The organism is Thermobacillus xylanilyticus (assembly GCF_907165215.1).
In the GTDB taxonomy this organism is placed as follows: Bacteria; Bacillota; Bacilli; order Paenibacillales; family Paenibacillaceae; genus Thermobacillus; species Thermobacillus xylanilyticus.
Genome location: NZ_CAJRAY010000005.1, coordinates 806 through 23,583, shown reverse-complemented (window position 1 = coordinate 23,583; position 22,778 = coordinate 806). Strand labels below are relative to the sequence as shown.

General features: G+C 62.4%; 21 protein-coding genes. 3 read left to right on the top strand and 18 right to left on the bottom strand.

What is annotated here, in order from left to right; genetic code table 11:
- Positions 1-8 precede the first annotated feature (8 nt).
- The 5 genes from KJQ12_RS01045 to KJQ12_RS01025 all read right to left on the bottom strand — a co-directional run bounded on the left by KJQ12_RS01045 (position 9) and on the right by KJQ12_RS01025 (position 3,058).
- Positions 9-443, bottom strand: coding sequence for a BrxA/BrxB family bacilliredoxin (locus KJQ12_RS01045; protein ID WP_015255786.1), 435 nt, complete (start codon positions 441-443; stop codon positions 9-11).
- Between the two features lie 103 nt (positions 444-546).
- Entirely contained in the window at positions 547-999 is a 453-nt protein-coding gene (locus KJQ12_RS01040) for a DUF3905 domain-containing protein (protein ID WP_015255787.1), read from the bottom strand.
- A 15-nt stretch (positions 1,000-1,014) separates the two neighbouring features.
- Positions 1,015-1,167 carry a hypothetical protein gene (locus KJQ12_RS01035; RefSeq protein ID WP_015255788.1) on the bottom strand — a complete coding sequence of 51 codons (153 nt, stop codon included), beginning with the start codon at positions 1,165-1,167 and terminating at the stop codon, positions 1,015-1,017.
- A gap of 46 nt (positions 1,168-1,213) precedes the next feature.
- Positions 1,214-1,903, bottom strand: a complete 690-nt coding sequence (locus KJQ12_RS01030; protein ID WP_213483118.1) for a hypothetical protein — start codon at positions 1,901-1,903, stop codon at positions 1,214-1,216.
- 300 nt (positions 1,904-2,203) lie between these two features.
- Complete coding sequence (locus tag KJQ12_RS01025; protein WP_213483117.1) at positions 2,204-3,058, bottom strand: alpha/beta hydrolase; 855 nt, start codon at positions 3,056-3,058, stop codon at positions 2,204-2,206.
- A 142-nt stretch (positions 3,059-3,200) separates the two neighbouring features.
- Between KJQ12_RS01025 and KJQ12_RS01020 the strand changes: the two genes are divergently transcribed.
- Positions 3,201-4,481: a BaiN/RdsA family NAD(P)/FAD-dependent oxidoreductase gene (locus tag KJQ12_RS01020; protein WP_213483116.1), complete on the top strand. Its 1,281-nt coding sequence runs from the start codon at positions 3,201-3,203 to the stop codon at positions 4,479-4,481.
- Between the two features lie 47 nt (positions 4,482-4,528).
- Here the strand turns inward: KJQ12_RS01020 and rhaS are convergent, their stop codons facing one another.
- The 10 genes from rhaS to KJQ12_RS00970 form a co-directional block, all read right to left on the bottom strand.
- Positions 4,529-5,620, bottom strand: coding sequence for a rhamnose ABC transporter substrate-binding protein (gene rhaS, locus KJQ12_RS01015; RefSeq protein WP_213483115.1), 1,092 nt, complete (start codon positions 5,618-5,620; stop codon positions 4,529-4,531).
- 102 nt (positions 5,621-5,722) lie between these two features.
- On the bottom strand, positions 5,723-6,700 hold the full coding sequence (locus KJQ12_RS01010) for an ABC transporter permease (RefSeq protein WP_015255793.1): 978 nt from the start codon (positions 6,698-6,700) through the stop codon (positions 5,723-5,725).
- Entirely contained in the window at positions 6,701-7,750 is a 1,050-nt protein-coding gene (locus tag KJQ12_RS01005; RefSeq protein ID WP_015255794.1) for an ABC transporter permease, read from the bottom strand.
- A gap of 22 nt (positions 7,751-7,772) precedes the next feature.
- The gene (locus KJQ12_RS01000) at positions 7,773-9,290 is read right to left on the bottom strand and encodes a sugar ABC transporter ATP-binding protein (protein WP_213483114.1); all 1,518 of its coding nucleotides are present in this window, start codon (positions 9,288-9,290) and stop codon (positions 7,773-7,775) included.
- A gap of 176 nt (positions 9,291-9,466) precedes the next feature.
- Positions 9,467-11,107 (bottom strand): helix-turn-helix domain-containing protein, encoded by a 1,641-nt coding sequence (locus KJQ12_RS00995; protein ID WP_213483113.1) that lies wholly within the window; start codon positions 11,105-11,107, stop codon positions 9,467-9,469.
- The gene (locus tag KJQ12_RS00990) at positions 11,076-12,947 is read right to left on the bottom strand and encodes a sensor histidine kinase (protein WP_213483112.1); all 1,872 of its coding nucleotides are present in this window, start codon (positions 12,945-12,947) and stop codon (positions 11,076-11,078) included. Before KJQ12_RS00990 ends, KJQ12_RS00995 begins: the two co-directional genes overlap by 32 nt.
- The gene (locus KJQ12_RS00985) at positions 12,937-13,971 is read right to left on the bottom strand and encodes an autoinducer 2 ABC transporter substrate-binding protein (RefSeq protein WP_015255798.1); all 1,035 of its coding nucleotides are present in this window, start codon (positions 13,969-13,971) and stop codon (positions 12,937-12,939) included. Before KJQ12_RS00985 ends, KJQ12_RS00990 begins: the two co-directional genes overlap by 11 nt.
- A 255-nt stretch (positions 13,972-14,226) precedes the next feature.
- Entirely contained in the window at positions 14,227-14,517 is a 291-nt protein-coding gene (locus KJQ12_RS00980; RefSeq protein WP_213483111.1) for a hypothetical protein, read from the bottom strand.
- Positions 14,518-14,644: 127 nt separating this feature from the next.
- A complete protein-coding gene (locus KJQ12_RS00975) occupies positions 14,645-15,937 on the bottom strand; it encodes an ABC transporter permease (RefSeq protein ID WP_157373582.1) in 1,293 nt (430 codons plus the stop codon).
- 8 nt (positions 15,938-15,945) lie between these two features.
- Positions 15,946-16,782 (bottom strand): ABC transporter ATP-binding protein, encoded by an 837-nt coding sequence (locus KJQ12_RS00970; protein WP_213483110.1) that lies wholly within the window; start codon positions 16,780-16,782, stop codon positions 15,946-15,948.
- 155 nt (positions 16,783-16,937) lie between these two features.
- Here KJQ12_RS00970 and KJQ12_RS00965 point away from each other — a divergent pair, with 155 nt between their 5' ends.
- Positions 16,938-17,807 carry an SPFH domain-containing protein gene (locus KJQ12_RS00965; protein ID WP_015255802.1) on the top strand — a complete coding sequence of 290 codons (870 nt, stop codon included), beginning with the start codon at positions 16,938-16,940 and terminating at the stop codon, positions 17,805-17,807.
- A 9-nt stretch (positions 17,808-17,816) separates the two neighbouring features.
- Entirely contained in the window at positions 17,817-18,023 is a 207-nt protein-coding gene (locus KJQ12_RS00960; protein WP_015255803.1) for a type II toxin-antitoxin system antitoxin, read from the top strand.
- Positions 18,024-18,090: 67 nt separating this feature from the next.
- Here the strand turns inward: KJQ12_RS00960 and KJQ12_RS00955 are convergent, their stop codons facing one another.
- From KJQ12_RS00955 to KJQ12_RS00945, 3 genes are all read right to left on the bottom strand, one after another.
- Positions 18,091-19,383: an MFS transporter gene (locus tag KJQ12_RS00955; protein WP_213483109.1), complete on the bottom strand. Its 1,293-nt coding sequence runs from the start codon at positions 19,381-19,383 to the stop codon at positions 18,091-18,093.
- A gap of 613 nt (positions 19,384-19,996) precedes the next feature.
- Positions 19,997-21,544: a 2-isopropylmalate synthase gene (locus KJQ12_RS00950; protein ID WP_041853934.1), complete on the bottom strand. Its 1,548-nt coding sequence runs from the start codon at positions 21,542-21,544 to the stop codon at positions 19,997-19,999.
- Between the two features lie 638 nt (positions 21,545-22,182).
- Positions 22,183-22,338 carry a hypothetical protein gene (locus KJQ12_RS00945; protein WP_213483108.1) on the bottom strand — a complete coding sequence of 52 codons (156 nt, stop codon included), beginning with the start codon at positions 22,336-22,338 and terminating at the stop codon, positions 22,183-22,185.
- Positions 22,339-22,778: the final 440 nt, after the last annotated feature.

Sequence of the window (22,778 nt, the reverse complement as noted above, 5' to 3'; positions counted from 1 at the left end):
GCGCGCCGTCAGCGGCAGTATTGGTCGAACGCCGCGATGAGGTCCGCCGCGATCTCTTCGGCCGAACGGTTCTCGATCTGGTGACGCTCGATGAAATGGACGAGTTCGCCGTCTTTCATCAGCGCGATCGACGGCGAGGACGGCGGATACGGCGCGAAATATTCGCGGGCTTTCGCCGTCGCTTCCTTGTCCTGGCCGGCGAACACGGTGAACAGATGGTCCGGCTTCACCTCATGCTGCAGCGCCAGCCTTGCGCCCGGACGGGCCAGGCCTGCCGCGCAACCGCACACCGAGTTCACGAAGACCAGCGTCGTCCCTTTCGCGTTCGGCAGATGCGCCTCCACTTCCTCCGGCGTCCGAAGTTCCTTGAAGCCGATGCTGGTCAATTCGTCGCGCATCGGCTGGATCATGTCCAGCATATATCGTTCAAACGACATCGACATGATTGCGCTCACTCCTCCAACGGGATTTGGAAACTATTATACCCCCGACCGGCCGCAAAAGAAAAGCAACCGGACCGTTCGCCGGTCCGGCCTGGACCGCCTGTCAGTCCGATTGCCCCGTATCTTCTCCCATCGAGCCTTCGTGCGGAGCGTCCGTCCGATGCGCCTTATACGCGACATCCTTGTCGGGATGCATGAAAATGCCGCTTTGGGGCGGGATCCCTTCTTCGAACAGCCGCCGGTTCTCCGCCGTGCGGAAGCCGATGTCCTTGAACGGATGCACCCACTGGTCGCCGCTCATCACGGACGGATCCGTGTCGGTCGACCAGTTCTCGAGCGGCGAGTTCGGCGAAGCATAGTCATGGTCGCCGATGACGACGCCGAACTCGTTCACGAACGGCCCGCGCGGTCCGCGCCCTTCCCGGAATTCGGGCAGAAATTCGATCTCGAACGGATCGAGCTCCGGATCGCCCGTCCCGTTCAGGTCCGCCTTCCTGGCGGCGGGTTTGCGCGGCCGGGATTGGCGCTCGGGCCGCTCATCCGGTTTCCGATTCATGGCGCTCACCCCGCTTCAGACGGAAGGCCGGTTCGGCCCGTCGTTTTTCTTGTCGTAGCCCGCGCCGGCCGGGTCCGCCGCCGACCGGTCCTGCTTTCTCCGGCCGCCGGCGCTCGGCCCTTCGTACGTCTCGTTCTTGCGCTCGCGCCGGTCTTGTTGTTCGGCCATATGCGAGAGCCTCCTTCCGAGGCTAGTATGCCCCCGCCGGCCGACGTTATCCTGTTCTGTCCTTGTATGCGTCCAGCACCGCCGCCGCGAGGCCGGCGGCGATGAAGAGCAGCTGCGTGCTCGTCAGCCCGGCCAGCATGGGCGGCCGCACCCACGGCGGCGGAACGGCGAACAGGCTGACGGTCAGGCAGCCTGCGCCGAGCACATAGCCGGCCAGCACGGCCGCGCTGCCGGGCGTCTCTCCCGCTGCCTGTCCCGCGGCCGGCGCCGGCCTTCCGATCAAGATCGCGAGCAGCGCCGCACATACGGCGGCATATCCCCACCGGTACTCAAATGCCGACAGCAGATTCCAGACGAGCAGCCCGCCGGCCGCCGTCACCGCCATCGCATCAAGCGCCGGCAGGAAACCGACGCCTTTCCGGCGCGCCTGCCAGATCCAATACACGCCGGCGGCAGCCAATCCCGCGGCCGCCTCCGTTCCCGAACCGATGATGACGAGCAGAAGGCGCGGCTGTTCCCACAGCAGCGAAGGTTCGCGGAACAGCACGCCGAATTTCCAGATGATAATGGCGATCACCGCTGCGCCGGCCGTCAGGTCGCCCCAGGGACCGGACCGGCTTGCGCGCGCCCGCGCCGTCCACAGCCGCAGCGCCCCGTATCCGGCGAGCGCCGCGATCAGCGCGGTCAGCAGCATGCCGTTCAGCGCAAGACCGCCGATTTCAATGACTTCCGGCAAAGGCGTTCTCCCTCTCCCGATTTCAAAACATGATTTCGTGCCCGGGAATGCCCTGTAACGCGGTATCCACGCTGCAGCATCCTCGCAAGCCCATCTCAACCCGCTGTAACGCGGTATCCACGCTACAGCATCCCCGCGAGCCCGTCTCAACCCGCTGTAACGTGCTATCCACGCTGCAGCATCCCCGTGAACCCATCTCAACCCGCTGTAACGTGCTATCCACGCTACAGCATCCCCGCGAGCCCGTCTCAACTCGCTGTAGCGTGCTATCCACGTTACATCATTCCGCCCACGCCGTTTTCACTCGCTGCACGCCTGGATCCGGCCATTGATCCAGCCGATGATCCGATCCAGCACTTCCTTGCGGTCCACATCGTTATGCAGCTCATGCCAACCGCCTTCCCACGCCACGAACTCGCATTGCCCGCGCAGCGTCTCCGCCAATTCCCTGCTGGCGGCGAACGACGTTACCGTATCTTCCGTGCCGTGCAGCAGCAGCACCGGCACCCGAAGCTGCCGCCGCGCTTCCCGCAGCGAACGCTCCCCCTCATCGCGTATGGAGAAAAACATTGCCGCCGAAATCCGGTTGTGCAGGAGCGGATCCCGGCTGTCCAATTCGCTCTGCAGCGGATTGTTGCGGTACAGCACGCGCCCCAGGCCGGTGGACAACGTGAGCCTCGGCCAGACCGCCGCGGCGACGCGGCCGATGCGCAGCTTACCCTGCGGCGGATCAAAAGCGAGCCGCAGCCATGGACTGGTCAGGATAAGCCCCGCGATCGGAGGCCGGCAGCGGATCGCACAGCTGAGCGCCACATTGCCGCCCATGCTGTGGCCGTACAGGAAAAGCGGCAACCCCGGGTGCCGTGCTCCGGCCATGCCGACGAAGCGGGCGGCGTCCAGCGCGAGCCGTTCGGCGGACGGCGCATGTCCCCGTACGCCGGGGGTCAGCCCGTGGCCGCGCTGATCGACGGCGTAGACCGCCAGCCCGGCGCGGACCATCTCCGACGCCACATCGGCGTATCGCCCTCCGTGCTCGCCCATGCCGTGCACGATGCAGACGACGCCGCGCACGGCATCGGGCGGCAACCAGGCGCTCACATGAAGGTGAACGCCGTCCTCCGTCGGCAGCGTGAGCGTTTCGGTCACGATGTCCATTCCGATGACCTCCTGTTCGAGAAAATGGGACGGCTGGCGGAAATCCTTTTTGCATTCGGGACGAATTTCCTCTATTATCATTATCGCTTTCATTCCGTACTGCTGGCAAGCCCGGCCGGAACCCTGAAGGAGGCAAGACAATATGGATGCGGATGTACTGGTCATCGGCGGCGGGCCGTCCGGCCTCATGGCCTCGATCGCCGCGGCGGAACGGGGCGCCCGGGTCGTGCTGCTCGACAAGGGGGACAAGCTCGGGCGCAAGCTGGCCATCTCGGGCGGCGGACGCTGCAACGTCACCAACGCGAAACCGCTGGACGAGCTGATCCGCCACATTCCGGGCGGCGGGCGGTTCCTGTACAGCGCGTTTTCGGTGTTCTCGAACCGGGACATCATCGCCTTTTTCGAGAAGCTCGGCATCAAGCTGAAAGAAGAGAACGACGGCCGGATGTTCCCCGTGACGGACAGCGCGCAGACGGTCGTCCGGGCGCTCATCGGCCGGGCGCGGGAGCTGGGTGTCGACCTTCGGACGAATCGGCCGGTGGCGGACGTGCTCTATGAAGACGGCGCGGCGGCCGGCGTCAAGCTCAAGGACGGCAGCGTGCTGCGGGCCCGGGCCGTCATCGTCGCCACGGGCGGCAAGTCGGTCCCCCATACCGGCTCGACCGGCGACGGCTATCCCTGGGCGGAAAAAGCCGGCCACACGATCACCGAACTGTATCCGACCGAAGTGCCGCTCACCTCGAACGAACCGTGGATCAAGAGCCGCGAGCTGCAGGGCGTCTCGCTGCGCGGCGTCGCCCTGTCCGTATGGGACGCGCGGGGACGGACGATCGTCCGGCATGAAGGCGACATGATTTTCACCCATTTCGGGCTGTCCGGTCCGATCGCCCTCCGCTGCAGCCAGTTCGTCGTGAAGGAGCGGAAGAAGAACGGCGGCGCCCCCGTCAAACTGACGCTCGACCTGAAACCGGAGCAGACGGAGGAGGACGTGTACGGCGAACTCAACGCGCTCGCCGCCGCCGAACCGAAGCGGGCGGTCAAGAACGCGCTGCGCCCGCTCATGCCGGAGCGGCTCCTGCTGCTGATGCTCCGGCTGGCCGGCATCGCCGCCGACACCGCGTGCGCGAACATCTCCCGCCAGGCGCTGCGGTCGCTCGCCCGGCTGATCAAGGCGATGCCGATCCTGGTGAACGGCACGCTCCCGCTCGAGCAGGCGTTCATCACCGGCGGCGGCGTCTCGCTGAAGGAAGTCGATCCGCGCACGATGCAGTCGAAGCTGATGCCGGGGCTCTTCTTCTGCGGGGAAATTCTCGACGTGCACGGCTACACCGGCGGCTACAACATCACGGCGGCGTTCGCGACCGGCTATTCGGCCGGCAAGAGCGCCGCGGAGCTTGCGGCCGGCCCGGGGAGCGAAAACTGAAAAAACTCCCCGAACCGCCGCATGGGCGGAATCGGGGAGTTGCGGGATTAATACACGTTTTTCCATTCCGCGATGTTGCTTTGGTCGAATCGGAACGGATCGCCGAGCATGATCTGGGTGCCGTCCTCCCCGTCCCGGACGATGCTCTTCTCGCCCAGCCGGCCGGCTTTGAACGTTTCGCCGACGGCGCCGGTGATGTCCCCCTTGACGAGGGCATCCGCCGCATACGCTGCCAGATAGCCGACATCGATCGGGTTCCACAGATACATCCATTGGCAGACGCCGCTTTCAATGTACTCCGCCATTTCGCTCGGCAGACCCAGACCGGTCAACTGCACCTGGCCTTTCAACCCTTTGTCGGTCAGCACCTTTCCGGCGGCGGCGATCCCCACCGTGGTCGGCGCGATGATGCCTTTCAGATCGGGATACGACTTGAGCAGCCCTTCGGTTTCCGACACGCTCTTGTCGCGCAGGTCGTCCCCATAGGCCACCTTGACCAGCTCGATATTGGCGTATACCGGATTTTCGAGTTCCTTCTTCATCCATTCGATCCAGATGTTCTGGTTCGTCGCCTGGCTCGTCGCGCTCAGAATCGCGATTTGCCCTTCACCGCCGATCATTTCGTGGATCGCCTGAATCAGCGTGCGGCCGATGCGCTCGGGATCCGCCTGGTTCACATGCACCAGCCGGCTGTTGGCGTTGACCGCGGAGTCCAGCGAGAGCACCTTGATGCCCCGATCCATCGCCTTCTTGAGCGCCGGCTCCAACGCGTCGCTGTCATTGGCGGCAATGGCGATGGAATCCACCTTCTGCGCGATCAGCTCCTCGATGATCTGGATTTGCGCTTCGGCCGTCGGTTGGTCCGGCGCCTTCGCAATCACCTCGTGGCCCAATTCGGCCATCGCTTCCCGGAAGCCTTCGATCATCTTTTCCCCGTAGGGGTTCCCGGCATTTTTGAAGATGATGGCATGCTTCTTCGGCGTGTCGTCCTTCGCTTCAGCCTGTCCGGACGAGTTTCCTTCCGTGCCGGACGCGCCGGAATTGCCGGTATTGCCGGAGTTGTTGTTCCCGCCGCATGCAGCCGCCAGCAGCGAGATGGACAGAAGGAACATCAGCATCAGGATGAGTCTTCTTTTCATTTTTTAATCCTCCCTTTTCCTGCTATTCTCTATACCAAAGCGGCAGGCCGCCCGGTATCCCGCTCACGCTTGCCCGGCCGGCGAATCCGCGCCGGGCGCCCGTCACGCTTTGTTGCGCCGCAGGTTCGAAACGGCAACGGCCGCAATCAGCAGCGATCCGATAATGATCAGTTGCGTCTGCGCATTCACGTTGATGAGGCCGAGCCCGTACCGCAGCAGCCCGATCAGGAAAACGGCCAGAATTGCGCCGATCATGCGCCCTTTGCCGCCCGCCGTGCTGATGCCGCCGAGCACGGCCATGGCGATCACTTCCAGTTCGTACATGTTGGCGATGTTCGGCCTCGTGCTTCCCATCCTGGAGGTCAGAAACAGCGCGGTGACAGCCGCCATGAATCCCGTCAGCGTGAACACGATCATCCGGACCCGGTCAACGGGAACCCCTGAAAAACGGCTTGCCGTCGGGTTGTTGCCGATCGCGTAGACGTGCCTTCCGAATGTGGTCTTGTGCAGCAGCAGACCGAACAGCACCGCGAAAATGACAAAGACGATCAGAATAAATGGAACGCCGGCCACGTAACCCCATCCGAGAAAACCGAACCACTCCGGAAAATGGCCTGCTGCCTGATCCTCCAGAATGACATAGGCGATGCCCCGGTACACAATCATCGTGATCAACGTGACGATGACGGCCGACAGTTCCCGGTAGCGCACGATGAGCCATCCGTTGAGGAGGCCGCACAGCGTTCCGGTGAGCAGACAGATGACGATCGCCAGCTCCATCGGCACCCCCCGGTTGTACAGATCCGCCATGACGACGGAGGACAGCGCGACGGTGGAGGCGACGGAAATGTCAATGTCCGCCAGGATGATGACGAGCACCATCGGCAGCACGATGAACGCTTTGTCGAGGAATGCCATCGTCGCATCCCGCAGGTTGGCGAAATCCAGGTAATACGGGGAAATCTGCGCGTTCATCACGTTGACGGCGACAAGCAGCAGGAGGAGCATCCATTCCCATTGCAAAAAGAACCGTTTGGCGTCAAACGCTTTTCTGTCCGACAAAACGCGCGGCTCCATCATCTAGATCCTCCTCCTCAACAGGTGGTTGCGGTCGACGCTCCGCTTCACCCATACGTTGGCAAGCACGGCCAGCAGGATGATCCCGCCCTGGATGGCCGTCTGCCAGAAAGGCGACACGTTGAGCAGCGGCAGCGCGTTGTTCAGCATGCCGATGAGCAGCGATCCCACCAGCACGCCCGACACTTTCCCGACTCCGCCGGCAATGCTGACGCCGCCGAGCACGCACGCCGCGATGACCGTAAGCTCGTAGCCCATGGCCGTGTCGCCCTGGGCGGAGGCGAACTTGGCGACCCACAGCACGCCGCACAATCCCGAGAGCGCGCCCATGATCGCGTAGACGAGCCACAGCAGCCGCTCCTTCGGAATGCCGCTGATGACGGCGGCTTCCGGATTGCTGCCGACCGCATAGATTTGCCTGCCGGTTCGCGTATGATTGACGAAGTAGTGGAACACCGCGTATGCCACAATCGCGATGAAAATCAGCGTATTGATGCCCAGGATGCTGCCGGTGGCGATGCCGGTGAAGGAATCCGGCATCTGGTGGGCGCTGACCCATTTGCCGCCGCTGATCGTAAACGTCAGTCCGCGGAACACGTTCATCATGCCCAGCGTCGCGATGATCGGCAGAATGCCGAGCCTCGCGACGAACCATCCGAGCAGCGAGCCGCATGCGAGCCCGATCGCCGTTCCGAGAAGAAGCGCCGCCATCGGGTGCATTCCCGGGTTGGCGCTGACCGTCAGCGCGGTGATCATGCCGGACAGGGCCAGCGTCGCCCCGATGGACAAGTCGATCCCCCTCGTGACGATGACCAGCATCATGCCGAGGGCCAGAATGCTCAGGATCGCGGCATTTCGCAGCAAATCGTTGATGTTCTCCAGCGTCAGAAAACTCGGATTCCGCCATTGCACAAGCAGGGCGAGCAAGACAACGAAGCCCAGCAGGCCCAATTCCCGGAACCGCATGATGTGGACGCTGAGCGAAGCGCGCCGCACCGCCCCGCCCGACGGAACGGCCTGCGCCGCCTGCTGCGCCATCGGTTTATCCGCCATCGTGTTTCTCAACTCCTCCGGATCAGGCTGATGCGCCCGTTTCACGGGTGCTGTCGTCCATCGCCGCTTCCAGGATGGTTTCCTGCGTCGCTTCCGACCGGTCCAATATCGCGGTAATCCGGCCTTCCCGCATGACCACGATCCGGTCGCTGAGGCCGATCACCTCCGGCATTTCGGAGGAAACGAGCAGGATGCCGTATCCTTGCGCCGCGAGCTCCCCGATGATTTCGTAAATGGCCGATTTGGCCCCGACGTCGACGCCTTTGGTCGGCTCGTCCAGGATCAATACTTTCAGCTCCGACGTCAGCAATTTGGCCACGACCACCTTCTGCTGGTTGCCGCCGGAGAGGGAGCCGACGAGGTCGAATATTCCGGTCGCCTTCACGCCGAGTTTTTCCGCCAGCATCTTGGCGACGGACCATTCCGCTTTCCTCCGGATCCAGCCCATCCGGGCCAGCCGCCGCAGGGCGGGGAGCGTGATATTGCCGGCGATTTCCCAGTTCAGGATCAGCCCCTGCTTCTGGCGGTCTTCCGGCAAATATCCGATTCCGAGCGCCATGGCGTCCGCCGGACGGCGTATCGACGCCTCGCGGCCTTCGACGTAGATTTTGCCGCGGTCCCGCGGGCCGATCCCGAAGATCGCCTGGCACACCTCGCTCCGTCCGGATCCGACCAATCCCGTCAGCCCGACGATTTCGCCCCTGCGGACGCTGAAGTTGATGTCGGCGAAGTACCCGGTCGCCCCGAGCCCTTCCACCCGCAGCACTTCATCCCCGATCTGCGTCTCCTTCTTCGGAAAAAGCTGCGTCACCTCGCGGCCCACCATGGCCACGATCAAATCTTTGTTGGAGATGTCGTGCACGCCCCACGTCCCGATGTATTTCCCGTCCCGGAACACCGTCACGTTGTCGGCGAGGCGGTACATGTCCTCGAAGCGGTGGGAAATGAAGATAATGGACGCGCCCCCCGCCCTGAGCCGTTCCGTGATGGCGTACAGCTGCTCGCATTCCCTGACGGTGAGCGCCGCCGTCGGCTCGTCCATGATAATGATCTTGGCGTTGGCGGACAGCGCCTTGGCGATTTCCACAATCTGTTGCTGCGCAACGCTGAGCGCCCCCATCGTCATTCGCGAATGGAAATCGGCTCCGAGCTCGTCGAGCAGGCGCTGCGCCTCTTCGTGCATCTCCTTCCAGAGCAGCCTTCGCGTTCCTTTTTCGACCCGTTCATGGCCCATGAAGATGTTCTCGGTCACCGTCAAATCCGGATAGCAGGTCACATGCTGGTAGATCGCCGCGATGCCGAGTTCGGCCGCGTGCCTCGGCCCCTTGAGCTCCACCTTGCGTCCGTTCACGAGCATGTCGCCCTCGTCCGGACGGTACACCCCGGTGATGATTTTGATGAACGTCGACTTGCCCGCTCCGTTCTCGCCCATGAGCGCGTGGATTTCGCCGGGCTTCAGCCGGAAATGGACATTGTCCAGCGCCTTGACGCCGGGAAAGGTTTTCGTGATCCCGTTAAGTTCGAGCACAAATTCCGCCATCCCGATCCCCCGTTTCCGCTCGTACTCGCGTTCCTCCCACAACATACCGCAGGGCCGGTCGAGGCGACAGGAGACAACCTTCGCCTTCCGGGGACGATCTTCGCCTTTTCGGAAAATGCAAAGCGGCCAGGGCGAAATCGCCCTGGCCGCACGTTGGCCCTGTGAATTTGTCCCGTTCACGTCTCCAGCCGCAGCCGCTCGCGGTATTGCGAAGGCGACAGGCCGTGCCACTGTTTGAACAGCCTGCTGAAATATTTGGCGTCCTGATAGCCGACCCGCCGGCTGACGTCCTGCAGGTTCAGACTCCGGTCCCGCAAAATGTCCTTCGCCTTTTCCATCCGCATTCGCGTGACGTAATCCAGCACCGTTTCGCCCGTCTGCGTCTTGAAGCATTTGCAGAAATAGGTCGGATTCAGATAAACGTGATCCGCCACCTTCTTGACCGTGATCTCCTCGTCCAGATGTTCCAGAATCCAGGCTTTTGCGAGTTCCACCGGCTTGGCCGCGTCTTCCCGGCGGTGCTGCCGGATGGCGTCCGTCGTCCGCAGCACGAGCCGTTTCACTTCCTGCTTGATCTGGCCGAGGCCTGCCGCCAGTTTGATCCGGTTCAATTCCTCCTCCGGCGAATCCGCCGCTCCGATGTCTTCCGCATGCTCCATCCACACGGCATGAATCTGGATCGTCAAATACTGGAGCAGCCACTGGATCAGCCGCGGCGACTCCAGTCTGGCGAGGTCATCGAAGAACCGGTTCAACAGGGCGGCGGCCTGCCCGTCGTCCGCCTGCCGGACCGCCTGCACGATCCGCTTGACCGTCCGGTAGCAGCCCGGATCGACGGCATCCAGCGAATAGGCGCCGGTCTGCCCGACGAGGCGGGAGGTGAACACCTGGTTGCCGCCGAACACGAGGCGATAGTTGAGCAGGCCGATCGTGCTCTGCCCCGCTTCGCGGAGCAGGTACAGGTCTTCCACCATGTCGCTTACGGCGACGGACACGGTGAACGGGGTGTAGGTCCGCACCGCCCGGCAGTACTGCTCGGCAGCGGCGAAGGCTTCTGACGCGACAAAGCCGGGATCGGCGGATCGGCCCGCATGGAGCAGCACCCAGTGATCGGCGTTCCCCCTCCACCACCAGCCGCCGGCAAACGGAGCTTTCTGCGCGGTTCTCGTAATTTCGTCTATGATGTTCTCCAAGGCGTACGAGTAAGCCTTCCAGTCCTTGTCGGTATAATGCCTCGCCTTGGCCGGCAGCGCATCCAGCGCGATGTTCAGGAGCACATAGCGGCCATCCGGAAATTCCTCCACCCAATAGCCAAGGCGGGACAAATCCGCTTCCGTCGACATGACATCCTTCAGAAGCTGCGTCTGTCTCGCTGATTTCAGCCGTTCGGCTTTCTTCTCCATGTCGGCCAGCCGGTAGCGGCTTTCGCGCGCCTCGGCGATCCGCTTGCGGATTTCCGCCATGCGGATGCGGAACCGGTCCCGGTCGATCGGCTTCAGGAAGTAATCCACCGAGCCGTGCAGCATGGCGGCGTGCACATATTCGAAATCGTCGTACCCGCTGATGAAGAGCGGGAAGAAATCGTAATGCTTTCTGGCTTCCCGGATGAAGGCCACCCCGTCCATCTCCGGCATTTTCACGTCGGTGATGACCAGATCGACGGCGCCGTTCACTTCATGCAGGTAATTCAGGGCGTCCCTGCCGTTGTCGAAACCGGAGAGGATCTCGAACGGTTCGCCGCAGGACCGCACCAGACGCTCGATGCCCCGGCGAATGAACGCCTCGTCATCCACCACGATCGTTCGGATTGATTGCATGGTGCCGCTCACTTCCCTGGTTAAGTTCTTGGGCGCTTTCCGCCGACTCGATGACGGGAATCCGGATGATGACCTCCGTTCCGCCGCCGTGGATGCTGTCCACCTGCAGCCCGTATTCGCCGCCGAACATCATGACGATGCGGGCGTGCACATTTTTCAGCCCGACACCCGACTTCCCGTGGACCAGGCTGTTGGAACGGATCGTCGCCAGGAGCCCGGCCAGTCTGTCCGGCGCGATGCCCGGCCCGTTGTCCCGGATGCGGAACACGATATCTTGTTTTCCGCTGGCGGCGCCGAACTCCCGGTTGACCGCGACGGCAATCCGCACGCCTTGGACGGACTCCAGCCCGTATTTGATGCTGTTCTCCACAACCGGCTGCAGGATGAACTTCGGCGTGTGCAGCCGGGATCCGTCCACATTCAGGGCGATGTCGAAATCGACGCGGCTGCCGAAACGGTACTTCTGCATGACAAGATAATCCCGGACATGCTGCACCTCGTCTTCGATCCGCACCAGCCGGGAATCGTTGCCGAGCGAATAACGAAGCATCCTCCCCATCACCGTCACCATATGCACGACCTGTTCGGTTTCCTCTTCTTCCACCGCCATGCCGATCGTCTCCAGCGTGTTGTAGATGAAATGGGGATTGATCTGCGTCTGCAAGGCGTACAGCTCCGCTTCCTTCTGCCGGATTTCGATGTAGTAGTTCTGCTGGATCAGTTCGCGGATCTTCGCGATCATGGAATTGAAGCTGCGGGCCAGCAGCCCGATTTCGTCCCGGGAATTCGCTTTCAGATCGACCGAGAAATTGCCCAGCTCCACATGCTTCATCAGGCTGCTCAGCCGCTTGATCGGGCGCGAGACATTCAGGGCCAGAATCACTGAGAGCACGGACGTGATGATGGCAAAAACGATGAACACGACAATGGTGACATTCCGGTAAAAATCCGTCCGCTCCGTCAAGGCGGCGGAAGAGATGCTGTGGGCGATCACCCACTGGTAGCGGTCCGATTGGTTCACACTGACGACCCGGGGTTCATTTCCCGTGAACGATTTGAAGCTGCCGTTCAGAACCGGATATTCGCCCAACCGGGGATCGGTGCCGCCGATTTTCGTCTGATCCGTATGGTAGATGATCGCGCCTTCACGGTCCATGACCCACATTTCGGCGGCTTCCGGATTCTCCAGTTCGCCCAGCACGCTCTCGATGAAATCGAGCCGGATCGCCAGGAACATCGTGCCGAGGCTTCTCCGGTTGTCGAAATCGGTCATCTGTTTCATCAACAGCAGGTAGGGACGCCCGTTCTCGAAACGCAAATCGAGTTCGTTCGGGAACAGCAGTTTGGCGTTGCCGTTTTCGTCCAGCGGGTGGCCGAGATCAAAGTGCCGCTGCCCCGGCTCGGTGCCCGCATAATTCATCCGCGTGCTCGCGAACAGCCGGTCGGGCGTCGCCATAAACACGCCGATAATGTCGGGATTGTTCCCGTTGATGTAAGTCCGGGTCAGATAGTTGTTCACGATGAATTCGTCCTGCAGCTTTTCGGATTGGTTGCCGTAGTCCTCTTTGCGCAGAATCGAAATGATCTCGCTGGAACTGTAGATCAGATCGGGCAGACTCGCGAATTCGTCCATCCGCTTTTCAATGGCCATGTTGGCCAGCTGCAAGGTTCTCGGCATGTGCTCGCCGAATTGCTGTTCGATCGATTTCCTGTACTGATAATAGGAAATGGCGCCGAGAATGGAGATCGGGACAACGGTGAGCAGGAGATACGTGATCATCAGCTTGGTGCTGAGCCGGAAACTGCGGAATCGCAGCCGGCGGATGCGTTCAAAAATCATACTGGTCCACATTATCCTTCGTGAAATCAAGCGGCTCTCCCATGATCACCATGTCCCCCTTGACCCGGACGTTGCCGACCTTGTTGACAAATTGGCCGTCATACGGCAGCGTGCCGTCCAGCAGGTTTTTGCCGAGGGCGACGGTCAGATAGCCCAATCGCTTCGGGCTCCACAGGGTAATGACCTGCACGGTGCCGTCATGCAGGGCGTCGCGCATGAGATTCGGGGTCGACAGGCCGACCACCTTCACCTCGCCCTGCTTCCCCGCCTCCTTGACCGCTTTCGCCGCCGACGGCGGGCCGACCGACGAGTTGCCGATGATGCCCGCAAGATCGGGATGGCTTTCCAGCAGCCGGACCGCCGACGCATACGCCTCCTCGTAACTGTCGTTGTTGGCCGCAATTTCGACCAATTCCATGTTCGGGTAGTATTCCTGTTGCTGCACCTTGATCCAGTGCATCCACTCGTTCAGATTTGCGGCAGAGAGCGATCCGGTCATGATCGCGAACTTCCCCCGCTCCCCGGTACTCCAGGCCAGCGTATCCATCAGGTGGCGCCCAAGCGTTTCGGGATCCACCATGTTGATGAAGAAGGCCCGGCCCTCCTCGTCGGTGTCGGAATCCCAGGTGATGACGGCGATGTTGTTGTCCGATGCCCGCTTCAGGACGGGCAGCAGCTTCTTCGGATCGTTCGACGATACGGCCAACAGATCGATGTCCTGTTCGATCAACTCCTCGATGACCCGGATCTGGGCGTCCGCATCCGCGGTCTCCGGCCCCCTGAACAAAACGTTGACCCCCAGCTCCTTGGCCGCCTCGAACGCGCCGTCCTTCGCCGCCTCGAAATAATCGAGGCCTTCCCGTTTCGGCACCACCGCAATCGTATACTGACGGTCCGGATGCCGCTCCTTCGCGGATCGTTCTTCGTCCTGATCGTAGAGAATCTGATAATCCCCTGTCGGACTGCAAGCGCTTGCCAAAGTGAGAAGAACAACAAACACAGCCGCCAACCAAACCCTTGCCATCCGGTCTCCTCCGTGCGCCCGTTCGATTTGATCTATTTTATCCCAATCCCGCTCTTTTTCAAAGGCGATGGCTTTCACCCTTGGGGGACAGTTTTCGCCTGTTTGCAAACGCATCCACCGAAAAAAACAATAAAGCCATGATCCGCTCTCCCGACCGGAATGCGTTCCCCATTCATCATCTGCAGCGGGAGAGACTGCCATGGCCCTGTAACGGATGAACCGTGAATTTCACTGCCTGCGCATCACACTCAACCATCACGCATCCGGCCAATCCGGATCGACCACATGCGCCGGAATCGGAATTTCGTCGATGCCGTAGGCCGAGGTGAGCGATTCTTCCGCGTTCGTTCCCGCCGCTCCGGCCAGCTCGCCGCCGTGCGCCGAAGCGATCTCGATCGCCGAGACCAGGTCGTTGCCGTCCAGGCGGATGTTTACCCCGCGTCCGTTCCGCTCCGGTTCGTATCCGAGCTCCTGCAACAGGGAGAACGCGAGGGCCGCCTGATGCTCATCGGGAAAGTCGAATCGGACTCCATTGCCGCGCGCCACGTTCAAGCTCCTTCCCGTCGTGGATTTGATGGCGGCTATACCATTCCCCGATCCTGCGCAAAACATACCCGCCCCAAGCCCGCGCCATTCTTCTTCACCCGCGCCGTCCTGCCATGTGCGGTCTAACTCAACTTTCCGGCGTTTCCCGGACCTCCGCATCCCCGGTTTCCCCGGCGCCGCTCCGGCGCTTCGTGACGGCGAGATCCATCATTGCCGCGTTGATCAGCGCCCACAGCCCGACGCCCGCCGGAACGGCCGGGAGCAGCCCCGCCCAGCCGGCGAACTGCCAGCCGGCGACGGCCGCGAACCATGCGGCCGCCGGCAGCACGAGCCAGAACCGCGACAGCGATGCGCCGCGCCGGATCGCCGCCTCCTCCCAGCGGAACTGCGCGATGAACGGTTCGTCCATCCATTCCCGCCACTCCCGCTGCATCCAGGAGCCGAGAAACATCATCAGCAGCGCCGCCAGGATGAGCGACAGCCACCCCGGCACGGAAACAAGCGCAAAAGTCGAGATCGCGAGGAGCCGGAAAACTTGCCCCAAATGCCGAAATTGCCTTGCGAACGACTTGATCCGCATCTCGGCCAGCATGGCGCCGGGATCGGAAGAACGCAGGATGCGCCCCGAACGCGGAAACAGCGCCGGCCGTTTCCACTTCGGCACCGGCTTCTTCTCCACGACGGCGGAGAGCAGAAAATCTGCCGAAGCCGCCCGGGCCTGCCGCTCCGCCGCCAGATCCGCCTCGTACCCGCTGCGCCTTCGCAGCACACAGGCGATGGCAGCCGCCCACATGGCGAACGCAATCGCCGTACAGCAGCCCATCACCGCAAGGCTGCCGTCCGCCGTCAGCACGGGCGTCACGTAGAACGCGATCAACGCGCAAGCAAGGGCGGTGTCCGCCGTCCACAGCTTCCATCCGCGCAGCCGCGAGGCGGCCAGCCGGACGACCGCGGCCGTAAGCAATCGGCAGGCCAGCGTGAAGACGGCCCACAGCACGAGGCCTCCCGCATCGAAGGCGTCGTGCAGCCTGAGCCACGGCAGCAGCAGCGTGAACAGCAGGGCGGTCGTGACCGCCTGAACGGCCAGCGTGTAGACGGCGCCGCCCAGCCTGAGCGTCCGGATCCAGCTCGGCCGCTGCAGCAGGATCAAGACATCCGCCTCTTCCAGAAACGTGCGCAGCCGCCCCGCGAACATCAGGAGCACGAAGAGCACCAGCGCGAGTTCGGGCGGCAGCGCCTTAAGCCACGCCGGAGGCTCGCGCAGCATCTCGAGCCACAGCCCGCCCAGAATCCATCCCCCGGGCACCACGATGTACAGCAGGACCGTCCAGTCCCCCACCGTCTTCCAGATCCGGAGCTGCTCCCGCCAGAAACGGATGATCCGCGCAAGGAGCAGCCGGCCAGGCGTCCAACGTTTCATGTCCGTTGTCATCTTTTCGTCAGCTCCAGGAAGCAGTCGAACAGCGGCGCCTCCTTGCCCAGCCCGGCCTGCTTCCGCACTTCGTCCAGCCCGCCCTGCGCGACGACCGTGCCGCCGTCCATCAGCACGAAGCTGTCCGCGATCCGCTCGGCCGTATCCAGCACGTGCGTCGACATGAGAATGCCGGCGCCGCGCCGCCGCTCCTCCTCGAGCATGTCGAGCAGATCCCGCACGGCATGCGGGTCCAGCCCGATGAACGGCTCGTCGACGATGTACAGGTCCGGTTCGAGCATGAGGCCGATGGCGAGCATCATTTTCTGCTGCATGCCCTTCGAGAACTTCGCCGGCAGTTCATGCCGGTGGTCCAGCAGCCGGAACCGCTCCAGCAGCCGTTCGGCCCGGGGCGCGAACACCTCTTCCGCGAGGCCGAACGCAGACGCGGCCAGCCGCAGATGTTCCCACAGCGTGAAATACTCGTAGAAAACCGGCTGCTCGGGCACATAGGCGTACCGCCCCGTCCCGGACCGGCTCGTCCCGCCGGACTGCCCTGACGCTCCGGAATGCGCGGACTCGCCGGGCTGTGCGGACGCTCCGGACCGCCCCGTTTCCCCGCCGAAGCGGATGTCGCCGTCCACCCAGGCGAGCAGGCCGAGCACCGACTTGATCGTCGTGCTTTTGCCCGCGCCGTTCGGGCCGATCAGCCCGACCAGCTTCCCGGCTTCCACCGCGAACCGCACGTCGCGGATGACGGTCTTGCCGGCTTCATAGCCGGCGGAGCGGATATCGACCGCAAGCCGGATTTCCCGGTCAGCACCGTCCGTCGCGGAACTTGACCAATCCTTCATCAAGGCGCCCCCTTCTCCGGAATGATCCAACAATCGGCTTCTGACCTGAAATACGAAACAACCGCCGTAAGGTTTCGTAATGGTTGCCATTCATTTCAAAAAGTGATATCATATAAATATCAAAACCATATCGCATCCGAGAAGGAGGCCACGCCATGAAAGAGAGAAAGGCATGGAAACTGAACGGTTTTGTCGCGCTGCTCCTTGCGGTCGTCCTTGTGGTCGGGGGCTTGTTCGTCCTGGCCTCAAGCGGTTCGGACGCCCCGCACCCGGCAGCCATTTTGGCCGCCGTTGTCATGATGTTCGCCGCCTTCATTATTGTCACTTCGCTCGTCATCGTCCATCCGAACGAAGCGAAAGTACTCACCTTCTTCGGCCGGTACGTCGGCACGCTTCTCGAAAGCGGATTCTGGATGACCGTCCCGTTCTCGAGCCGCAAGAAAATCTCCCTCCGCGTCCGCAACTTCAACAGCCAGCGGCTCAAAGTAAACGATGCGGAAGGCAATCCGATCGAGATCGGCGCCGTCGTCGTCTTCCGGGTCGTCGATACGGCCAAGGCGTCGTTCGACGTGGACAACTACGAAGAATTCGTCGAAATCCAGAGCGAAACGGCCATTCGCCATATCGCGACCCAGTACGCCTACGACTCGTTCTCCGAGGAAACGGCCGTCTCGCTGCGAAGCAACACGGACGAAATCGCGGAGCAATTGTTGCGTGAGCTGCAGGCGCGGCTGGATGTCGCCGGCGTGCAAATCCTTGAAACCCGGCTCAGCCACCTCGCCTACGCGCCGGAGATCGCGAGCGCGATGCTGCAGCGGCAGCAGGCGATGGCCATCGTCGCCTCGCGGCAGAAAGTCGTCGAAGGCGCCGTCGGCATGGTGGAGATGGCGCTGCGCAAGCTGATCGAGAACGGGATCGAGCTGGACGACGAGCGCCGCGCCGCCATGGTCAACAATCTGATGGTCGCCATCGTCTCCGACCGTTCCGCGACTCCGGTCATCAACACCGGAACGCTCTACTCGTAACCATCCGTCATGGCCAGTACGAAAAAAGCGTTCCCGCTGCGGCTCGATCCCGACGTCTACCGCGCGATCGAGCAGTGGGCGAACGACGAATTCCGCAGCGTGAACGCGCACATCGAATATTTGCTCCGCGAAGCCTTGTACCGGTCCGGCCGGCTGAAGCGCCGGCCGCCCGGCACGCTGCCCGATGGCACAGACGGCGAGCCGCCGACCTCGTGAACCTCTTCGCAGCATGACGAAAGCCCGCATCCTATGGATGCGGGCTCTCTTGTCTTGCAACCGGGGATCAATGCGAAGGCATGCCTTGCACCGCCTGGGCGGTTGCCTGTTCCGGCGGCTGATGCTTGAAGATCGTCGCCAGCGCCGCCGTTCCGAGCACCATGGCGAGCGCGGAGGCCGCATACAGCACCTCGATCGGGAACCACGCCTTCAGGCTTCCGCCCGTGGCGATCATGACGACCATCATGCCCATGAACATCGGGTTGAGGACGCCGTTCACGCGCCCGACGATCGACTCGTCGGACCAGCGGAGAATCATGGTGCTGATTCCGATATGAATGGCCGGGAACGAAAGTCCCCCGATAAACTGCAAGGCCAGCGTCAGCCAGATCTGTTCGGACAGACCGATCCCGAGCGTGGTGACGGCGCCGACGAACATGCCGAGCGCGAGCAGCTTCTGCGGCAGGATGCGGCGCGACAGCGCGGCCATCAGCCCGCCGCCGATCAGCATGGCGACCCCGTTCACCATCATCAGGAACTGCAGAAATTCCTTCGTTTTCCCGAGCTTCTCCGTTACGACAAATACGCCGAGCGGCTGCACCATGCCGACCCCGATGCCGGCAAGCGCGAACGTGAGGCCCAGCGTGCGGAGCACCGGGCTGCGCCAGACATACCGAAAACCTTCGGCCAGTTCCTTCCAGAAACTTCCCGCTTGCTGCGGCGCTCCGGGAACCGCCGCCTCTCCGCCGGTTTCCCGGCCTGACGGCGTCTCCGGCAGCCGGATCAGCACCGCGGCGGACAGCAGGAATGCGACGCCCATCACCGCGATCGAATCGTTGATGCCGAACTCGTGGTACATCCAGATGCCGAGCGACGGACCGCCGACCATGAAAATGGCGACCATCGACTGGAAGAACGCCATCGCCTGCTGCAGCTGATCCGGACGCAGATGAATCTTGAACATGCGCATCGCGGAAGGCTGCGAGAACTGCGACAGAATGGACGACACCAGCGTCGCGAAGAAAATCATCTGCCACACGCCCGCGGCGAGCGTCGCCAGCACGACGAAGACGGATAAAGCCGACAGGAAATCGCTCCAGATCATCGTCCGCTTCGGCCGCCACCGGTCCGCGAACGTCCCGCCGATGAACGAGAACAGGAAGATCGGAAGGAATTCCGCCACATAAATCAGTGCGATCGCGACCGGGTCCGAATTCGTCATATCGGTCACATACATCAATATGGCAAAGTTGCGAACCCAGATTCCGATTTGCAGCAAGACGTTCGACAACAGGATGGTCTGGAAAAACCGGTTGCCGAACAATCCGCCCGGTTTCGCTCCGGTTGCTGCGGAAGACATGAGGAATACGCTCCTTTCCTACCACCGTTGATTCTGTTGATGCTGCGGGAAGCGACGGCTTCGGGACCACATCCGTCCCGAGCATCAGATTTCTGATTCTACACCTCTTGATCGGCGGCGTCAAGGCATTTAAATGGTAAAAAATGATTTGCAGTCGAACTCGACCGTCTCGCAAGCAGAGGAGCCCTGACGGACGACCCGACGGTTCGACAACCCGCTCTCACGTTTCATTTCCACATTGCGGAAAACCCCGTTATCCACAAATTCATCCACACTATCCCCTGAATTGTGCATCAATTCACGCGATACTGACGGTTTTCCGGTCTTAGAACGGCACGGTTTTCATCATTTTCATACCGCAGCCGGCCGAAAGAGGCGAATTTCACCCACATTGTCCACATTATCCACAATTCGCTTGTGAAAAACTTGTCCCCGTTTGCAAAACGACGGCATTCGACACCCCGCCTGCATTGGCGGCGTTTACACACATTTTTCAGTGGATATGTGGATAACTTTGTGCACACTCGGAATCATGGACGGGCAAACCCGGATGCGCAAGAGGCGGAAATTCCGTTCCGGACGCAAAAAAGACGGGCGGCCAGCCCGTCGCTGATCAGCCCGTCTGTTCCTCCGCTTCGCTGTCGCGGATGCCCGTCCGGATGACGGCCTGGTTGCACGCGCCGACGAACGCCTGCGCCACCGCGAGAATGATATCCTTGTGGATCGCCGTGCCGCGATAGCGCCGGCCGCCGTGAAGCACCGTCACGACCGCTTCGCCGTGCGCGTCCTCGCCCGAAGACAGCGAGTGGAGCTCAAGATCCTCGAACTCTGCCGCCGCCGGAATGACCTGCTTGATGCAGTTGATGACCGCTTCGATCGGTCCGGCGCCCATGGCGGAGCAGGTGCGCTCTTTGCCGGTGCCGCCTTCGCGGATCGTCACGGATGCGATGCGGGCGCGCTGCGTGCCGGACAGCACCTGCAGGTCGACCAGCGTGTACGGATCTTCGTGGCGGTCCGTCGACTCGCCGATGATGCGCAGGAGCTGATCGTCGGTTACGATTTTCTGCGCGTCGGCGACTTTCTTGAACGCGGCGTACACTTCGTCGAGCTGCTCGCCCTTGAGCTCGATGCCGTACTCCGCCGCGCGATGCTTGATCGCATGGCGGCCGGAATGTTTGCCGAGCACGATCATGCTGCGCGGAATGCCCATCGCTTCGGGATCCATGATCTCGTACGTGGCGCGGTTCTTAAGCAGGCCGTCCTGATGGATGCCGGATTCGTGCTGGAACGCGTTGCGGCCGACGATCGGCTTGTTGAACGCGACCGGGAAATGCATCATCCGGCTGACGAGCCGCGACGTGTTGTAAATTTCGGCGATGTCGATGCCCGTCTCGGCCTTCAAAGCGTCCTTGCGCGTCTCGATCGCCATGACGAGCTCCTCGAGCGAACAGTTGCCCGCCCGTTCGCCGATGCCGTTCACCGTCACCTCGATCTGCGTCGCGCCGCCGCGGATCGCCGCGAGGCTGTTCGCGACCGCCAGCCCCAGATCGTTGTGGCAGTGCGCGCTGTAGCGGACGCGGTCCCCGCCCCTCGCCTGCGCGCGCACGGTGCGGAACAGCGCTTCATACTCGTCCGGCATCGCGTAGCCCATCGTGTCGGGCAGGTTGATGATCGTCGCCCCTTCGGCGATGACCGCCTCGACCATTTCAATGACGAACTCGATCCCCGCCCGGGTCGAATCCATCGGCGAGAACTCGATCTCGTCGACGAACTGCTTCGCGTACGCGACCATCTCGCGCGCGATCGAGAGCACCTGCTCGCGCGTCTTGCGCAGCTGGAAGTCGAGGTGGATGTCCGACGACGAAATGAACAGGTGCAGCCGGCGGCGCGCCGCGTCCTGCGTCGCCTTCACCGCGGCGTCGATGTCGCCGCGCACGGCCCGGGCGAACCCGACGATCTCCGTGCCCTGCAGCTCGCGGGAAATCTGCTGCACGGCGGCGAACTCGCCCGGGCTGGAGACCGGGAACCCCGGCTCGATCGCGTCGACGCCGAGCTTCGCCAGCTGGCGTGCGATAATGATTTTCTGTTCCGGCTCGATCGCGGCGCCGGGCGACTGCTCGCCGTCACGCAGCGTCGTGTCGAAGATCGTGATGCGCTTCATTTCACTCGGGTTAACGGATTTGGTCATGGTGAACCCCTCCTGAATGTTTTTTTGGCGGAATCAAAAAAAGCCCGCCGTCTCCGAACGTTCGTTCAAGAGACGACAGGCCGTTGGTCGGCATGCCGCGGTACCACTCTTGTTGACGCGCCCCTTGCGGGCCGCGTCCCCTCCGCGCCGGCGGCGCGCAGCCCGGGTCTGCTGCAGTCAGACCGGGCGTGCCGCTCTCGCCGCCGGCAACCGTGTAACGGCGGTCAACCCGTGCCGGACCTATCCCCGCGCGGCCGTACGCTCCGCGCCGGTGTCGATCCGCCCGCTCCCGGGCGAGTTCGAGCGATGCCTTCGGCTGCGTCGCACCGACCCGCAGCTCTCTGCGCCCGCCTTCCGCCTTGCGGCGGCCGGCGGCTGTTCCGTCACCGCTCTACTGCTCCCGTTCATCGCGTTTCATTGAGATTCGCTTGTTATGTTCCGCGCGGCGAGGCCTCAACATCAAGAAAGCCTGCCGTCTCCGATTGCTCAAGAGACGACAGGCTTCGTGCCCGCGCGGTACCACTCTTGTTGGCGCCCGTGCCGGAACGGCCGGCGCGCCCACCTCACGCATGCCGCGCCATCCGGCGACAGCATGCACCCGATTACGGGGGTCAGCCGTAACGGCGTAGTTGGCGGCCTTGCGCGCCGTCCGTTCCGCCGCTCCGCTCCCAGGCGAGTTTCAGGTTCACCTTCGGCTGCGTCGCACCGACCCGCAGCTCTCTGACCGGCCCGCGGCTTGCATCGCCCGGCCGGCATCCCGGCAGCACCCTACTGCTCCTGTTCATCGCGTTTGGTATGTGTGCAGTGGATATTGCTGTTCATTATATTCCCGCTTCGGCGATTTGTCAATTCGAAACTTTCAGTTTTTTTTGTGCGCGGGGGCCGCCGTCGGCTTGTCGCCGGCTCGGTCGCATCATTCTGGTGCATTTATGCACCATATTCAGCCGATTCAGCCCTCGGCCGGCTATCCTGGTGCATTTATGCACCATATTCCCCCGATCCAGTCCTCGGCCCGTCATCCTGGTGCACATTTGCACCATATTCAGCCGATTCAGCCCTCGGCCGGCTATCCTGGTGCATTTATGCACCATATTCAGCCGATTCAGCCCTCGGCCCGTCATCCTAGTGCACATTTGCACCATATTTCCCCGATCCAGCCCTCGGCCCGTCATCCTGGTGCACATTTGCACCATATTCGTCCAATCCG

Coding starts and splice junctions, on each gene's coding strand:
- KJQ12_RS01045 (WP_015255786.1), bottom strand. CDS start 443: ATGTCGATGTCGTTTGAACGATATATGCTGGACATGATCCAGCCGATG.
- KJQ12_RS01040 (WP_015255787.1), bottom strand. CDS start 999: ATGAATCGGAAACCGGATGAGCGGCCCGAGCGCCAATCCCGGCCGCGC.
- KJQ12_RS01035 (WP_015255788.1), bottom strand. CDS start 1,167: ATGGCCGAACAACAAGACCGGCGCGAGCGCAAGAACGAGACGTACGAA.
- KJQ12_RS01025 (WP_213483117.1), bottom strand. CDS start 3,058: ATGGACATCGTGACCGAAACGCTCACGCTGCCGACGGAGGACGGCGTT.
- KJQ12_RS01020 (WP_213483116.1), top strand. CDS start 3,201: ATGGATGCGGATGTACTGGTCATCGGCGGCGGGCCGTCCGGCCTCATG.
- rhaS (WP_213483115.1), bottom strand. CDS start 5,620: ATGAAAAGAAGACTCATCCTGATGCTGATGTTCCTTCTGTCCATCTCG.
- KJQ12_RS01010 (WP_015255793.1), bottom strand. CDS start 6,700: ATGATGGAGCCGCGCGTTTTGTCGGACAGAAAAGCGTTTGACGCCAAA.
- KJQ12_RS01005 (WP_015255794.1), bottom strand. CDS start 7,750: ATGGCGGATAAACCGATGGCGCAGCAGGCGGCGCAGGCCGTTCCGTCG.
- KJQ12_RS01000 (WP_213483114.1), bottom strand. CDS start 9,290: ATGGCGGAATTTGTGCTCGAACTTAACGGGATCACGAAAACCTTTCCC.
- KJQ12_RS00995 (WP_213483113.1), bottom strand. CDS start 11,107: ATGCAATCAATCCGAACGATCGTGGTGGATGACGAGGCGTTCATTCGC.
- KJQ12_RS00990 (WP_213483112.1), bottom strand. CDS start 12,947: ATGATTTTTGAACGCATCCGCCGGCTGCGATTCCGCAGTTTCCGGCTC.
- KJQ12_RS00985 (WP_015255798.1), bottom strand. CDS start 13,971: ATGGCAAGGGTTTGGTTGGCGGCTGTGTTTGTTGTTCTTCTCACTTTG.
- KJQ12_RS00975 (WP_157373582.1), bottom strand. CDS start 15,937: ATGAAACGTTGGACGCCTGGCCGGCTGCTCCTTGCGCGGATCATCCGT.
- KJQ12_RS00970 (WP_213483110.1), bottom strand. CDS start 16,782: ATGAAGGATTGGTCAAGTTCCGCGACGGACGGTGCTGACCGGGAAATC.
- KJQ12_RS00965 (WP_015255802.1), top strand. CDS start 16,938: ATGAAAGAGAGAAAGGCATGGAAACTGAACGGTTTTGTCGCGCTGCTC.
- KJQ12_RS00960 (WP_015255803.1), top strand. CDS start 17,817: ATGGCCAGTACGAAAAAAGCGTTCCCGCTGCGGCTCGATCCCGACGTC.
- KJQ12_RS00955 (WP_213483109.1), bottom strand. CDS start 19,383: ATGTCTTCCGCAGCAACCGGAGCGAAACCGGGCGGATTGTTCGGCAAC.
- KJQ12_RS00950 (WP_041853934.1), bottom strand. CDS start 21,544: ATGAAGCGCATCACGATCTTCGACACGACGCTGCGTGACGGCGAGCAG.